Here is a 13,394-nt window from a genome sequence, read left to right on the forward strand (position 1 = left end):
GGAGTATGGCCCCTGCCGATATCGAAGACGAACTCGTCGCCGCCTACGCCGCCATCGGTAAGGCTGTCGCGGACTTCGCCTCAACCCTGATGAAGCTCTATGACGACCTCGACCCGCAAGTGCAGCAGTACGCCGGGGATGTCCTGATGCCGCTGCTGCGTGTCTCCCAGGTCAAGGGCAACAAGCTCATCGACCGCGCCATGTCGCTGGTAGAGCACCCGGCGGTGTTGGAAGCGTTGTCGGAGGGGCGGATCGACGAGGGCAAGGCGTTGATGATCATCGATCAGGTCAGTGTCCTCGACGCCGCCAACCAGGCCATCGCCGAACCCGTGTTGATCGCGCATGCGGCATCGCACAACTACACCGCGAGCCAACGCTATGCCCGGCGCTATGTCCTCAAGCTCGACGCCGAAGCAGCCCTGCGGCGTCATGAGGAGAAGCGCAAGCAGCGGTTGGTGGAGAAGTTCAACCTCGACGACGGCATGTGCTCCCTGCGCGTCGTTTTGCCTGCCCTCGACGCGGCCTTGGCCTTCGATCGGATCGACCGCATCGCGCGGGCACTGCCGAAGGATGACCGAACGCTGGATCAGAAGCGGTCGGATGTCGCGGCGGATTTGTTGATGGGGAAGGACACTCCGGCGCCGCAGGGGGAGGTGTGTGTGAACTTGACCATGCCGATCACCAACATCCTGGGTCTGACCACAGACCCGGTCATGCTCGGCGGATACGGGCCGCTGCCCGCGGAGGTCGTGGCGGATGTGGCGGCGAATGGGATCTGGAAGCGCATCCTGACTGACCCGGTGACGGGGATGGCTGAGCACATCACCACCTACCGGCCCACCCCGGCGCAACGGGAACTCATCAACGCCCGGTATCCCACGTGCACGATGGTCGGCTGCAACCAACCCGCCCACCGCTGCGACGTGGACCACTGCTGTCCCTTTGACGGCACCAACACCACCATCGCCAACCTGCGACCGAAGTGCAGGCACCACCACCGGATGAAGACCCACTCCAACTGGTCCTGCGAGAACCGCCCCGACGGGACGCATGCGTGGACCACACCGAGCGGCAGGGTGATCGAGACCGAACTCGAACCCATCGCCGAACCCGCGCCCTTCTAAGGTGCGCCCTGCTTGATGTGACGATTTGCAGGACGCGCGCTAACAGGTGGCACCAGCGGGCGGTAGCTCCAGCGTGGTGATGTAGCGGCTGGCGTGGTCGATGACGCACGCGTTGGTCATGCCGAAGAACAGGTTGTGGCCGGGGCCGTCGTGGTAGTGGTGCGACTGCCGGGAACCTGGTCCACTACGCGCGCGGTGGAACCGTGGTCCAGCCAGGTGCCCGCGCCCAGCATCGGCGGCAGCCGCCGAGGCAGGGGCTTCGGCGGGTTCACCGGCGCGGGCAGTCCCGCGCAGACGGTCTGGCCGTGCGAAGCAGGCCCGAACGAAGCACCGGTGTTCGGGGCGATCCGGTTCAGCCGTTCGATCCTTTCAGACAGCTCCCGGTGATCAGCGGGCCGGGGGAAGTCCAGGCAGGGCTTCACCTGGTCACCCATGGTGCCGGGGTACGGGCTCGGGTTGCCCGGCGGGATGAAGCCGGACGCGTCGCCCTGCTCGGCCGCCGCGATCGCGGTGGCGAGCTGTGCCCAGGTGGCCGGTCCCCGCCAGGCCATCGTGGAACCCAAGCGCTGCAGGTGCATTCCGTCGTGCCGAGCCGTTCCGGCGGGGATCGGTTCCCGGGCGGCCTTCGCCAGCAGAGCACGCCAGCGCTGTTCCGTGCCCGGCGCGGCCTGGTCGAAGAACCGCCGCATCAGGGCGTCGAGTTCCCGATCCCACTCCTGTTCGTGGTGTGGCACCGAACCGTCGATGTACACCGCGCGCACGCGCTGCGGGAACGGGCGCGCGTACGACTGCGCGATCACCCCGCCGTAGGAGGTGCCGATGAAGTTCATCTCCTTCTCCCCCAACGCGATCCGGATGGCCTCCACGTCGCGGGCATCGCTGCCGGCGTCCATGTGGTCGTACAGTTCCGGATCGTTCGCACGGCACTTGTCGCGGCGGATGCGGTTGTCCTCGGCCAGCGCGTCGAACTCGGCCCGGTCCTTCGGCAGCGGCGGAGTGCGCAGGAATCCGAAGCCACAGTTCAGCACAGGCTCGCTGAGCCCCGAACAGCCGCGCGGGTCCCACGTGATCACGTCCATCGACTGCCGGATCTTGTCGAAGATCTGCGGCCGGGAGCGGAGCGCGGCGATCTGGTCGCCCTTCGGTCCGCCGAAGTTCGCCAGCACCGAGCCCTTCCCGGCACCGGTGGCGGGCAGGCGCGCGACCTTCAGCGTGATCGTGCGCTTTCCGTTCTCCGCGAGGGGAACCGCCAGGTCCGCGCATTGCATCGCGACCGGGCTGCTGTCAAAGCAGGGTTTCCAGTCCAGTGGTCGTGGTTGCTGCGTCGGCGGAACGAGCAAGGTCAACGCCAGGAGCATCTTCCACATGCGGCCAGCCTGTCCGGACGTCCTGTTCGGTTGTGGCCAACGGAACGCGCCTTGTCCACTGTGGACACCTTCAGTCACACTGGCGATCATGAGATTGGTTCGCAGTCGTCGGCGGTTCGGCGCAGTGGCCGTGGCGCTCGCGGTGGGGACGGCCCTGGTGCCGGGAAGCCCGGTGAGCGCAGCAGCGGAAGGACTCGACTGGCAGCCGTGCGCGCAGGACCGGACCGCGGAGTGCTCGGCGCTGACCCTGCCGGTGGACTGGGCGGCGCCGTCCGGGGAGACCTTCCCGCTCGCGGTGGCCCGCCGCCGCGCCGCCGACCCGCGGCGCCGGATCGGCGTGCTGCTGGTCAACCCGGGCGGACCTGGCGCGTCCGGGGTTCGGCTCGCCCTGGGCTCCCCGGGGCTGTTCGGCCCCGAGGTCCTGGCCCGCTTCGACATCGTCGGCTTCGACCCGCGTGGGGTGGCGGGCAGCCGACCGATCCGCTGCTCGGCGGCGCTCCTCGCCCAGGGGCCGCGGCACGCGCCCCGCGACCAGGCCGAGTTCGACCGCCTGGCAGCGCACAACCAGCGACTGCGCGAGGACTGCCGCGACCGCACGGGCGCACTGACCGACCACGCGGACACGCTCAGCGTGGTCCGGGACATGGACGCACTCCGCGCCGCACTCGGCGAGACGAAGATCAATTTCTTCGGCGCGTCCTACGGGACGCTGATCGGCGCGCAGTACGCATCCCGCTTCGGGGACCGCGTCCGCGCCATGGTGCTGGACGGCAGCATGGACCACAGCCTGTCGCTCGACCGCTTCCTCACCAGCGCGGCGGCCAACGGCGAGGACGCGTTGAGCGAGTTCGCCCGCTGGTGCGAGCGGGAGTCCGGCTGCGCCTGGCACGGCCGCCCGGTGCTGCCCCGCTGGGCCGAGTTGATGGCCGCCGCCGACGCGGGCCGCCTGGTGGAGTCCGACGGAGCCACACCGGTCTCCGCCGACTACCTGGTCAACCGCGCCTACGGTGCTCTCATCCGCCCCGAGCCCGCGGCCTTCGCCTCGTGGCTGGCCTCCCTCCGCACCGGCACGGCGTCGCCCGCGCACAACGCGCGGCAACGGAGCCAAGATCTCCTCGACCATCCCCGCCCGTCGGTGTTCTGCCAGGACTGGACGCCCAGGGTCACCAGCTACCGCGAGTGGCAGGTACTCGAAGCGGCCCAGCGCCGTGCCGCGCCGAACCTGCGCTACTCCCCCGAGGCCCAGGAGGCCGCGCTGAGCTGCGTCGGCTGGCCCGCGAAGGCCGCGAACCCGCCCGGCCCGGCGAACATCGGCCCAGGAGACCCGATCCTCCTGGTGAACCCGTTGCACGACCCGGCGACCGGGCACTCCTGGGCACTCCTGGGCACTCGGATTGCACCGGCAGGCGCCGCACCGGACCAGCCTGCTCACCTACGAAGGCTTGGGGCACACCGCTTATCCCCGCACCGACTGCGTTCGCGCGGCCGTCGAGACGTACCTGCTGGAACCTAGTTCGCAGCTGCCGTGGCGACGGCGTGGCTGTCCTCCAGGAGGAGGTAGCGGGTGATGCGGCCCTCCCTCACGGTGATCCGAATCGCGAACGGCGTCGCAATGGCGCGGCCGGTGGCCCGCACGACCGAGCGGAGGTGGCCGACCGCCACGGCCTCGTCGCCGTCGACGAACAGCCGCTCCACCTCGAACACGTCGCGTTCCAGGTAGTCGTCGAGCGTGGTGTAGAACGCCGCGGCCTCGGCGCCCGTCCGCCGAAGACCGATCCACGGCACGACGTCGGTGGCACCCGGGATGTCCCAGTCCACCTCCTCAGCGAACAGCTCCCCCGCGCCCGCGAAGTCGCCCTTGCCGATCCGCTCGAACAGCGTCTCGACGATCTGCTCGGTGCTCATGAGTTTCCTCCGGTGAAAAGAACCTCGCGCTCCCACTGACCCGCCGGCTGGGTGTGCAAGCGCCAGTAGTGCTCGGCGATGACGTCGGGGTCGAAGGCCGTTCCGGGCGCGACCGGACCGTCCACGGTCACGCTGGCCACGTGCACGCCCGAGGCTCCGAACTGCTGGTCCAGCAACGTGATCAGCGTCCGCACCCCGGCCTTGCCCAACGAGAGGCTGACGTACTCCGGCTTCGGCTCGGGCATTCCACCGGTGACGAGGAACGAACCGCTGCCGCGCTCCGCCATCGCGGGCAGGACGTGCGCCGCCGCGACGGCGGCACCGACGACGTTCACCGCCCACGCGTCCATCTGGGCGCGCACCGACAGTTCGCCGAGCGCGTCGGCCCGGACGAGGGCGGCGTTGTAGACCACGACGTCCGGCAAGCCGAACCGCTCGGTCACCGCGTCGAGCGCGCTCCGCAGCGCCTGCTCGTCCGTGCTGTCGGCGGTCAGCGCCAGTTCGGCACCCACGTCTGCGGCCGATCGCAGCGTCGCCTCCGACCGCGCGATCAAGGCCGTCTGCAACCCCTGCTTCGCGAACCGGCTCGCGACCGCGCGGCCGATCCCCGGTCCGGCACCGATGACTACGGCTCCCGGCATCCTTCGCTCCCTGGTCGTCGTACAGGACGCGGGAACGGTAAAGCCTGACACCGATGTCAAGGTCAAGCCCGGGAAGATATCCCGTTCGGGATACGACAAATTTCGTATTCGATTGTATGGCGTCAATTCCCGAAAAGAGAAATCGCTATGCTGCGGACATGTCCGCAGAGAAAAGGCGTCGCGGGCTGCGGAAGTGGTGGGTGCTCGGACCGCTTCTGGTGATCCTGACGCCGATCGTCCTCTACTCGCCGTTCCTGATCTGGGAACGCGCACAGCCGCAGCCCGACATCATTCCGGGCAGCGGTCCGGTGTCCACCGCGGCCGCGCCGTGGGTCGTGGCCATCGGCAACCCGGACAAGACCTGCGTCGGCACTCTGGTCGCGCCCAGGGCCGTGGTGACCGCGGCCCACTGCCTCGGGCGCGCCACGCCGTCGGAACTGACGGTGATCGTCGGCCGCGACGACCTGCGCGGGACCGCGGGGCGCGTCGTGAAGGTCGCCGACACCTGGTTCGAACCCCGCTACCGGCAGGGCCTGGCCGAGGAGTCCTTCCTCGGCGGCGCGTTCGGCCGCGTCCCCCTGGCGTCGGCCGACATCGGCCTGGTGACGCTCGCCGAGCCGGTGGACGCACCGACCCTGCCGATGGCTGACGCGGCGACCGCGCCGCGAGGGGGCGAGGCCGCGACCGTCTACGGCTGGCGCATGTCCCCCGACGACACGCCCGTCCTGTGGCAGGCACCCACCACCGTCGGCGACGACGCCACGTGCGCGCGGGAGGCGGCAGAGCGTGTCCGCTTCCTCCCGCCACGCTGGCACGGCGTCAGCTACGACCGGGCCTCGTACCTGTGCGTCGGCCTCGATCGCGCCATTCGCCTGCGGGCGACCGACAGCGGCTCGCCGGTCGTGGTGAACGGCCGTCTCGCCGGGGTGGCCGCGTGGTCGGGGAACGTCGAACCCGACGCGCCGGACTACTACACGAAGGTCGCGACCTTCCAGCCGCGGCTGGCGAGCCTCATCGACGGCGTCCGTTGACTACCGGACGGCAACGACACGGCCGGCCTCGGCGGGAGACAGGATCGCGCTGAGGTCGCCGAGCCGCGAGGTCAGCAGGAGGCGCAGGATCTCGCGGCCCATGTCGAACGTGCGGACCATCAGCTCCGGCAGCTTCAGGACGGTGCTCACGTCGCAGCGCGCCGCCGCCTCGGCCCAGTCCCGGGCCAGCGCGACCACCTTCTGCTTGTCGATCTCGTTCAGCGTCCGGCCGATGTCCGACAGCGCCACCAGCGCGGCCTTGACCTGCGGGGTCCTGGCGAACTCGGGCAGCGCGGCGAACAGCTTCGCGCCCTCCGGGGTCCTGGGGTCGAGCACGTTCAGGATCTGGGCGATCTGCGGGAGGTTCGCGCTCGCCTCGTACATCCGGACGACGCCGGAGAGGATCGCCAGGCTGCCAGCGGCCGCGCTGCCGGAGCCGCAGAGCACCCGCCGGGCGGCGTCGAGGTTGCCGGTGGCCTGGAACTCGGCGACGGCCATCGCGGCCTCGGTGACGCCTTTGAACACCCGCTCGACGTCCATCGGCTCGACGTTGGCGATGATCTTCGCCAGGTCCCGGAACGCGGCGAGGATCTTCTCCAGCTCCGCTGCCGAGACGGTCGGGTCGTTCTGCTTCGCGGCAGCGATGACCAAGCCCTCGAAGGTCTGCGGCGAGGCGATCACCGACCGCTGTTCGAGGTTGCGCCGGACGGTCTGCTGGTCGGTGGTCCCGCCGATGAGGGCACGCAGGCTCTCCACGGCCTGCTCGGCGGGGGCCACCACGACCTCGCGCGCGTGTCCGGTGGACGGTGCGGCGACGGCGGGCGCGGCGTTCATTCCCACGACGGCGGTCATCGCCGTCATGCCGACGGCGGCGGTGAATCGCTTCACGGGTGCTCCTTGGCGAAGGGGTGCGGTTCGAGACGCGGACCGTATGGGGAAGCGGTGAAATCCCGATGAAATGGCGCTCCCACCGCGGGGAAGAACAAAGTTTCATATTCAAGGAATGTGGTGACAACGCCGACTGTCAGGGGTCGGTGCCACCATCAGGGACATGGCAGATCCGTTCCGCTCCCCGGTCACCACCGCGGACCTCGTGCGGCTGGTCTCCGCGTGGCTGACCACCCTGGCCTCCCACCACACCCGCGACCGCTACGGCCGCGACCTCGGCGCGCTGGCGACCTGGCTCTACCTTCACCGCCAGCGCCACCTCCTCGACGCCCGGGCCGAGGACGTCCTGGACTACTGCCGCAGCCTCACCGGCAACCGCCACGACCTCACCGCCGAAGCGCACCCGGTGCGGCGGCGCAACACCATCGCCACCACGGCCACGGCGTGGAGTTCCTTCTACCGGCACTGCACCGACACGGGGCTGCTCGCCGACAACCCGGTGCAGCAGGCCCGCGCGCTCGACGCGGTCGCCGCGTACGTCCCGCACCCCCGCCGCAGGCCCCCTGAGCTGGACGCGGCCGCGCTCCGCGCCGTCGTCGTGCAGGCCCACCGCGATCCGTGGCTCGGCGGTCCCCTGGGCGCCAGCATGCTGGGACTGCTGCTGTGCCTGCACTGGCGGCCCGAGCGCATCACCGCCGCGACGCTGCGCGATCTCCGCCGCCGTGGCGGCATCCGGGACCGCGCGCGCTTCGTGCCCCTGCCGGAACCGGTGCTCGGCTACCTCACCGCCTGGCTCGCCGAACGCCCCGAGACCGACGGACGGCGGCTGTTCGTCCATCCCGTCCAGCCACGGCCGCTCGCCGTGATCGAGCTGGCCCGCCTGGCCGCCCGCAGCGCCCAGCGCGCCGGACTCGGCCCGGGAACCACCCCGAGCCGGCTCGCCCACGCCGCCGGGGCCCTCGCCGCGGAGGGAACCGGGATTTCCTTTCCCTCGTGGGAAGAACTGCGGGAGATCGCACCCGCGCCACGCCAGCTCGCGCTGCCCGACGACGCCGACGGCTACCACCCGGACTGGCAGGAGTACGGCCAGCAGGCGCTGATCCCGTTGCCCACCAAGGAGTCCTAGCCGAGGTAGGCGCGCACCAACTCCGCGATCGCCGCATGCGGTGGCGTGGGATGCGGCAGCGCACCGGTGGGTTCGACGCCCTGATGCGTCGTCGCGTGCACGTGCGCGCACGCTCCCCCGGCGTCCAGCATCCCTCGTACCGCCGCCGCGACCCGGGGCCGATCCATCCAGTGGAACGACTGCGCGAAGGTGACCAACCTGAATCGGCCGAGCCCGGCGGCAAATCCTCGGCGCGCACGTGCAGCCACCGCGGTCCGCGTTCAGCCCGACCACCCGCTCGAACGCGTTGGCCAACAGCAGCGTCAGCGAGCCGAGACCGCAGCCGACGTCCAGCAGGCGCCCGGAACCGTCGAGCCGCAACTCTGTCGCGAGTGCGTCAGCGACAGCCGCCGGGTAGGCGATGCGGCCTCGCGCGTAGTACCGGGCGCTGCCGGAGTACAAGAAGGAATCCCATTCCCACGCGGTGATCAGCGCAGGGCGCGCCCCGTAGTGGACTTGAGGTGCGCGGGAAGCTGCTCGTGCTGATCACCGGTGTTCACCGTCCCGGTGAGCTCGAACATCAGGATCGACGCGCCGTCCGCGGAGGAGGGCTTGTGCTCGACTCCGCGCGGCACGACGAAGATCGATCCCTTCGGCAGCACGACCTCGCGCTCGCCGTCCTCCCCGCGCAGCCCGATCCGGAGTTCTCCTTGCAGGACGAGGAAGAACTCGTCGGTGTCGGCATGACTGTGCCAGGCGAACTCGCCTGCCACCTTGGCGATCCGGACGTCGTAGTCGTTGACCTGGGCGACGATCCGCGGGTCCCAGAGTTCGTCGAAGGTGTCGAGCGCGGCGGTCAGGGAGAGGGGTTCGTTGTTCACCGCTTCAGCGTCGGCTACGCCACCGCTCGCCGGAAGTGCTAGAAATCGCACATGTCGCGTGAATCCTCGCACCGCGTGGTGGTGCTCGTCGACGAGGGCTCCAACCCGTTCGAGCTGGGCGTGGCCACGGAGCTGTTCGGTCTGCGGCGCTCTGAGCTGGACCGGCCGTGGTACGAGTTCACCCTGTGCTCCGCCGAGCCTTCGGTGTCCATGCACGGCAACATGTTCACGCTGTCCCGAGTGGCGACGCTCGACGCGGTGGACTCCGCCGACACGCTCATCGTGCCGAACCGCCCGGACCCCGGAGCAGGTCCCACCCAGGCCGTCGTGGCTGCCGTCCGCCGAGCCGCCGAACGCGGCACTCGACTGGTCAGTTTCTGCACCGGCGCGTTCACGCTCGCCGCCGCCGGTGTCCTCGACGGCCGCCGGGCGACGACCCACTGGCTGTGGGCCGAGCGGTTCGCGGCTCGCTTCCCCGCCGTGCTCCTGGAGCCCGATGTGCTCTACGTCGACGACGGCGATGTCCTGACCGCCGCGGGCAGCGCCGCCGCTCTGGATCTCGGCCTGCACCTCATCCGTCGTGATCACGGTGCCGAGATCGCGAACGCCGTCAGCCGCCGCCTCGTGTTCGCCGCGCATCGCGACGGCGGGCAGCGCCAGTTCGTCGCCCGCCCCGTCGCCACGGTTCCCGATGCTTCCCTGGCACCACTGCTCGCCTGGGCCCAGGAGAACCTGGCCGAACCGCTCACCGTCGCCGACCTGGCCGACCGCGCCGCGCTGAGCCCGGCGACCCTGCACCGCCGGTTCCAGGCCGAGCTGGGCACGACCCCGCTCGCGTGGCTCACCGAGGAACGGGTCACCCTCGCGTGCCGGTTGATCGAACGCGGTGAGCTACGCCTCGACCGGGTCGCCGAGGCCAGCGGCCTCGGCACCACCTCCAATCTGCGCGCCCAGATGCGGCGCCGAACCGGCCTCACGCCCAGCGCCTATCGCCGCCGCTTCGCACCTACAGCTTGAGTTGAAGATCCACCCGCACGTTCCGTACCGGTGTCTGGTCCGGGTCGACCCATCGTGGTGGGATGAAGCTCGGTATCCCGTGCTCGACGACGATCTGCCAGTCTCCTTCGTGCAGCACGTGATGGTGGTGCACACAGAGCAGCACGAGGTTGGTGAGGTCGGTCGGCCCGCCGTCGATCCAATGCTGTAGGTGGTGGGCTTCCGTCCAGGCCGGTGGCCGATCACAGCCCGGGAACGCACATCCTTGTCGCGTATGGCCAGGGCCCTGCGTTGGGCGGGTGAAGCGAGACGTCGTTCCCGCCCGTGCTCCAGGGGTTCGCTGTCTCCGCCGAGCACGATCGGGATGATCCCGGCATCGCAGGCGGTGGCGCATCAGCCCGGCGCTGATCGGGTCACCGTCCTGCGTCTGCCCGCTACCGGTGTTGGTCGCGAGGTCGCTGAGGAACATCGTGACGATCAACTGCGCCTTCGACCCACCCTGAGCCGGGAGGTCTTTCGCGGTCATGGCGGTGGTCATGGCTTCGAGGAACGCATCCGCCAACCGCTGTTCCGCGCTACGCGGATCCTTTTCCCCATTGACGGTCTTCGGTTTGGACAGGGCGAGTAGGAACGCTTTGATCTTCGCCCCGTTGAGCGGGTCGATGACCGCCCTGATGTGCAGGCATCCATCCTGGTCGGTGGCCATCCGCCACGCCCGCTTCGCGATCCCGTCCTGCTCATCCCGGAACACCTCATCGGGATCGACATGGGCCCGGATCCGTTTGCCGACCTGCGTCAGCTCCCGCGGGGTCAACCTCGGAGCCACCTCCGCCAACGCCCGATTCGCCCGCCCCACAAACTCGGTGGGGAGCCGCTTGACGGCATCGGAGATCACCACCGCATGCTCACCACTAAGACCTTGTCTCAAAACTCGGCGTGTCGCCAGGTGAACCAACGGCCCGCCCCTGGCTCCGCACCGCCCGCCTGTGGGCCCGGCCCAACGGGCCGGAGGTCTGTCAGAGAGACTGGGGCCAGTGCCCGCCCTCTCGACCTGGAGCCTGTGATGCTGCAAGGGACCGTCCGTTGGTTCGACGCCGAACGGGGTTTCGGCTTCCTCGCGCCCGAGGACGGCTCGCCGGACGTGTTCGTGCACGCCTCCGAGATCGTCGGGGACGGCGGCGCGAAAGTGCTCCGCGAGGGTCAGGCCGTCGTGTTCGAGGTCGGCGAGAACGACCGCGGGCCCCAGGCGCTGCGCGTTCGCGTCACCGCCGATGCGGCCACCGGCAGCGCCGTGGGCCTGCTCGGCACCGTCAACTGGTACGAGCCGGGCAAGGGGTACGGCTTCGCGTCGCCGGACGGCGGCGGCGCCGACATCTTCGTGCACAGCTCCGCCATCGTGACCGGCGGCGTGGTCACCGAGGGGCAGCGGGTGGCCTTCCTGATCGTCGAAGGCGAGCGCGGCCCGCAGGCCGGGCACGTGATCCCGCTGGGAGCAGGGGCCGGCTCACCCGCTGCGGCTGGTATCGCGGACGGTGCCGACGGCACGGTGGCCTGGTACGACGAGGACAAGGGCTTCGGCTTCATCAACCCCGACTCCGGCGCCGGGGACGTCTTCGTTCACGCCCGGGCCCTGGCCGAGGGGCTGACGTGGCTCGCGGAGGGCGACCGCGTCGCCTACGAGGTGGCTAGTGGAGACAAGGGCCCGCAGGCCCGCGACGTGCACCTGGTCCGGGCCGCAGGGCCGGCGGCGCGGGACGTGCCCGTACGAGGCGGCGAGGGCGTCGTCGCGCGCTACGACGCCGACCGCGGCTTCGGCTTCATCACCCCGGACGCAGGCGGCGACGATCTCTTCGCCCACGTGTCCGTGATCATGGGGTCGGAGCCGCTGCAGAAGGGTGACCGGGTCCGGTACGCGGTGCGTCAGAGCGACCGGGGCCCGCAGGCCGACCGCATCGAACGCCTCTGAAGAGGCGGCCCCACCGATGGCTGATCACTTCCCGACGAGAGTGCTCGTTCATCCCCGTCAATGGTGCCGTCAGCAACGCGGCTGCAGCCTCCTCCAGGAGATCGATCTCCCTCGTGGTGACGAGGCCCCCTGCCGCCCCGAGGACCTGCTCCGCGCTCAGAAGCTCACCAGTCACCCCCACCCACGACACAGAGCTACCGATGTATCCCAAACGAGTGAATGGATGCGTTAGGCCTGGTCGCAGAGCTCGATCTTTATGAGCCGGCGGACGTTGATCACGGTGCAGGCCAGCGTGGTGCGTTCGGTCCGGTCGCAGCGCAGCCCGAGGCGTTTGAACCGCAGCAGCCAGGAGATGGTGCGTTCGACGACCCAGCGGACCCGGCCGAGGCGGGACTTGCCCTCAATCCCGCGCCGGGCGATACGCACCTTGATACCGCGGCGGGTCAGGTAGCGGCGGCAGTGGCGGTAGTCGTAGCCCTTGTCGGCGTGCAGCTTGTCCGGTCGGCATCGTGGCCGGCCCGCCCGGCCGTGGTGGCCGCGCACGGTCGGGTTCGTGTCCAGCAGCGGCTCGAACAGCATGCTGTCGTGGGTGTTTGCCGCCGACAACATGATGTGCAGCGGTAGCCCGTTCGCGTCGCGCAGAACGTGGTACTCGGAGCCAGCTTTACCCCGGTCAGTGGGGCTGCGGCCGGTCAGCTCGCCCCCCTTTTCGACCGCACCGACACCGCGTCGATGCAGCCTCTGGTCCAGTCGAGCTCGTCGATGTTGGACAGCTCGTCGAGCACGAGCTGGTGCAGCCGGTCCCACACGCCGGCGTCCTGCCACTCACGTAACCGCCGCCACGCGGTGTGCCCGGAACGGCATCCGAGCTGCTCGGGTAGGTCTCGCCAGGGGCAGCCGGTGTCGAGCACGAACAAGATCCCCTCTAGCGCGGCACGGTCATCGATCCGGGGCAGCCCACCCGGACCGCGCGGCGCTGGTCGGGACGGGATCAGGGGTTCGATCAGCTCCCAGAGCCGGTCTTCGACCCGCCGCTGCTGCGTCGTCTTCGCCACGACTGCCCACGATCGACGACCAGGACCGGCAGGTTATGCAGTGACACACCCTTAAGTTTTGAGACCAGGTCTAATCACCCCGCTGTACACCCCATCCTGGGTGTGCGGCAACGACGGTAGTTCGTGCACGAGCCGGGTGCGGCGTTTCGCTTCCGCCTGGTTGAGGTTGAGTTTGGTTCGCAACAGAATCGACAGACCCTTACACCCATGGCGGGTGTGCAGCCCTCGTTCCTCGGCCTGCCGAGCGGCATCGATCTTCGCCGCCGTCAACAAATTGCCGATCCGCTCCAACTCCTGCAGGAACTCCACATGATCGGCCTCGGACAACCGATAACTGTCATCGGCCACCAGCTGATCGGCCAGCATGACTCGGATTGCCTTGGTATCCAACATGATTCACCCCCTTCCCCGCAGATACCTCGATTATAGCGGCGA

The 13,394-nt window shown here is 69.7% G+C and carries 15 protein-coding genes and 1 pseudogene; 7 read left to right on the plus strand and 9 right to left on the minus strand.

Annotated elements, in window-relative coordinates; genetic code table 11:
• Window positions 1–5 precede the first annotated feature (5 nt).
• Window positions 6–1,124 (plus strand): HNH endonuclease signature motif containing protein, encoded by a 1,119-nt coding sequence (locus tag BLT28_RS10595; protein WP_083383712.1) that lies wholly within the window; start codon window positions 6–8, stop codon window positions 1,122–1,124.
• 116 nt (window positions 1,125–1,240) lie between these two features.
• Here BLT28_RS10595 and BLT28_RS10600 read toward each other — a convergent pair whose 3' ends face one another.
• A complete protein-coding gene (locus tag BLT28_RS10600; protein WP_030432774.1) occupies window positions 1,241–2,491 on the minus strand; it encodes an alpha/beta fold hydrolase in 1,251 nt (416 codons plus the stop codon).
• A gap of 88 nt (window positions 2,492–2,579) precedes the next feature.
• Between BLT28_RS10600 and BLT28_RS10605 the strand changes: the two are divergent.
• Both BLT28_RS10605 and BLT28_RS42830 read left to right on the plus strand, forming a co-directional pair.
• A pseudogene (locus BLT28_RS10605) lies at window positions 2,580–3,833 on the plus strand (alpha/beta fold hydrolase); the annotation flags it as partial.
• Between the two features lie 52 nt (window positions 3,834–3,885).
• Window positions 3,886–4,059, plus strand: a complete 174-nt coding sequence (locus BLT28_RS42830) for an alpha/beta hydrolase (RefSeq protein WP_081900725.1) — start codon at window positions 3,886–3,888, stop codon at window positions 4,057–4,059.
• Here the strand turns inward: BLT28_RS42830 and BLT28_RS10610 are convergent.
• Window positions 4,001–4,396, minus strand: coding sequence for a nuclear transport factor 2 family protein (locus BLT28_RS10610; protein ID WP_030432773.1), 396 nt, complete (start codon window positions 4,394–4,396; stop codon window positions 4,001–4,003). The two genes, BLT28_RS42830 and BLT28_RS10610, sit on opposite strands and share 59 nt — an antisense overlap.
• Complete coding sequence (locus BLT28_RS10615; RefSeq protein WP_030432772.1) at window positions 4,393–5,037, minus strand: SDR family NAD(P)-dependent oxidoreductase; 645 nt, start codon at window positions 5,035–5,037, stop codon at window positions 4,393–4,395. The genes BLT28_RS10610 and BLT28_RS10615 overlap by 4 nt, the downstream gene beginning before the upstream one ends.
• A gap of 158 nt (window positions 5,038–5,195) precedes the next feature.
• On the opposite strand from BLT28_RS10615, the gene BLT28_RS10620 reads away from it, so the two are divergent.
• Complete coding sequence (locus BLT28_RS10620) at window positions 5,196–6,068, plus strand: S1 family peptidase (RefSeq protein ID WP_162184927.1); 873 nt, start codon at window positions 5,196–5,198, stop codon at window positions 6,066–6,068.
• Here BLT28_RS10620 and BLT28_RS10625 read toward each other — a convergent pair whose 3' ends face one another.
• The gene (locus tag BLT28_RS10625) at window positions 6,069–6,956 is read right to left on the minus strand and encodes a hypothetical protein (protein WP_030432770.1); all 888 of its coding nucleotides are present in this window, start codon (window positions 6,954–6,956) and stop codon (window positions 6,069–6,071) included. It lies immediately after the preceding gene.
• Window positions 6,957–7,119: 163 nt separating this feature from the next.
• Here BLT28_RS10625 and BLT28_RS10630 point away from each other — a divergent pair, with 163 nt between their 5' ends.
• Window positions 7,120–8,082: a tyrosine-type recombinase/integrase gene (locus BLT28_RS10630; protein WP_030432769.1), complete on the plus strand. Its 963-nt coding sequence runs from the start codon at window positions 7,120–7,122 to the stop codon at window positions 8,080–8,082.
• On the opposite strand, the gene BLT28_RS41825 is transcribed toward BLT28_RS10630, so the two are convergent.
• Window positions 8,079–8,249, minus strand: coding sequence for a hypothetical protein (locus BLT28_RS41825; RefSeq protein WP_231950727.1), 171 nt, complete (start codon window positions 8,247–8,249; stop codon window positions 8,079–8,081). The two genes, BLT28_RS10630 and BLT28_RS41825, sit on opposite strands and share 4 nt — an antisense overlap.
• 300 nt (window positions 8,250–8,549) lie before the next feature.
• Entirely contained in the window at window positions 8,550–8,942 is a 393-nt protein-coding gene (locus BLT28_RS10640) for a cupin domain-containing protein (protein WP_030432768.1), read from the minus strand.
• Between the two features lie 51 nt (window positions 8,943–8,993).
• On the opposite strand from BLT28_RS10640, the gene BLT28_RS10645 reads away from it, so the two are divergent.
• Complete coding sequence (locus tag BLT28_RS10645) at window positions 8,994–9,959, plus strand: helix-turn-helix domain-containing protein (protein ID WP_030432767.1); 966 nt, start codon at window positions 8,994–8,996, stop codon at window positions 9,957–9,959.
• Here BLT28_RS10645 and BLT28_RS10650 read toward each other — a convergent pair.
• Window positions 9,949–11,091 (minus strand): DUF222 domain-containing protein, encoded by a 1,143-nt coding sequence (locus tag BLT28_RS10650; RefSeq protein WP_081900731.1) that lies wholly within the window; start codon window positions 11,089–11,091, stop codon window positions 9,949–9,951. The genes BLT28_RS10645 and BLT28_RS10650 overlap by 11 nt on opposite strands.
• Between BLT28_RS10650 and BLT28_RS42675 the strand changes: the two genes are divergently transcribed.
• The gene (locus BLT28_RS42675) at window positions 11,002–11,904 is read left to right on the plus strand and encodes a cold-shock protein (protein ID WP_030432766.1); all 903 of its coding nucleotides are present in this window, start codon (window positions 11,002–11,004) and stop codon (window positions 11,902–11,904) included. The genes BLT28_RS10650 and BLT28_RS42675 overlap by 90 nt on opposite strands.
• A gap of 228 nt (window positions 11,905–12,132) precedes the next feature.
• On the opposite strand, the gene BLT28_RS10660 is transcribed toward BLT28_RS42675, so the two are convergent.
• Both BLT28_RS10660 and BLT28_RS10665 read right to left on the minus strand, forming a co-directional pair.
• Window positions 12,133–12,959, minus strand: a protein-coding gene (locus BLT28_RS10660) for an IS5 family transposase (RefSeq protein WP_407638801.1) whose coding sequence is annotated in 2 segments (ribosomal slippage) — window positions 12,133–12,617 and window positions 12,617–12,959 — 828 coding nt in all. Because the reading frame shifts where the segments join, the coding sequence is not laid out codon by codon here.
• A 51-nt stretch (window positions 12,960–13,010) separates the two neighbouring features.
• Window positions 13,011–13,352, minus strand: coding sequence for a DUF222 domain-containing protein (locus BLT28_RS10665; RefSeq protein WP_030432763.1), 342 nt, complete (start codon window positions 13,350–13,352; stop codon window positions 13,011–13,013).
• Window positions 13,353–13,394: the final 42 nt, after the last annotated feature.

It is taken from the genome of Allokutzneria albata (assembly GCF_900103775.1).
Lineage (GTDB): Bacteria > Actinomycetota > Actinomycetes > Mycobacteriales > Pseudonocardiaceae > Allokutzneria > Allokutzneria albata.

Excerpts from the sequence above, each read along its gene's own strand:
- BLT28_RS10595 (WP_083383712.1), top strand. The coding sequence starts at position 6 with ATGGCCCCTGCCGATATCGAAGACGAACTCGTCGCCGCCTACGCCGCC.
- BLT28_RS10600 (WP_030432774.1), bottom strand. The coding sequence starts at position 2,491 with ATGTGGAAGATGCTCCTGGCGTTGACCTTGCTCGTTCCGCCGACGCAG.
- BLT28_RS10610 (WP_030432773.1), bottom strand. The coding sequence starts at position 4,396 with ATGAGCACCGAGCAGATCGTCGAGACGCTGTTCGAGCGGATCGGCAAG.
- BLT28_RS10615 (WP_030432772.1), bottom strand. The coding sequence starts at position 5,037 with ATGCCGGGAGCCGTAGTCATCGGTGCCGGACCGGGGATCGGCCGCGCG.
- BLT28_RS10620 (WP_162184927.1), top strand. The coding sequence starts at position 5,196 with ATGTCCGCAGAGAAAAGGCGTCGCGGGCTGCGGAAGTGGTGGGTGCTC.
- BLT28_RS10630 (WP_030432769.1), top strand. The coding sequence starts at position 7,120 with ATGGCAGATCCGTTCCGCTCCCCGGTCACCACCGCGGACCTCGTGCGG.
- BLT28_RS41825 (WP_231950727.1), bottom strand. The coding sequence starts at position 8,249 with ATGGATCGGCCCCGGGTCGCGGCGGCGGTACGAGGGATGCTGGACGCC.
- BLT28_RS10645 (WP_030432767.1), top strand. The coding sequence starts at position 8,994 with ATGTCGCGTGAATCCTCGCACCGCGTGGTGGTGCTCGTCGACGAGGGC.
- BLT28_RS42675 (WP_030432766.1), top strand. The coding sequence starts at position 11,002 with ATGCTGCAAGGGACCGTCCGTTGGTTCGACGCCGAACGGGGTTTCGGC.
- BLT28_RS10665 (WP_030432763.1), bottom strand. The coding sequence starts at position 13,352 with ATGTTGGATACCAAGGCAATCCGAGTCATGCTGGCCGATCAGCTGGTG.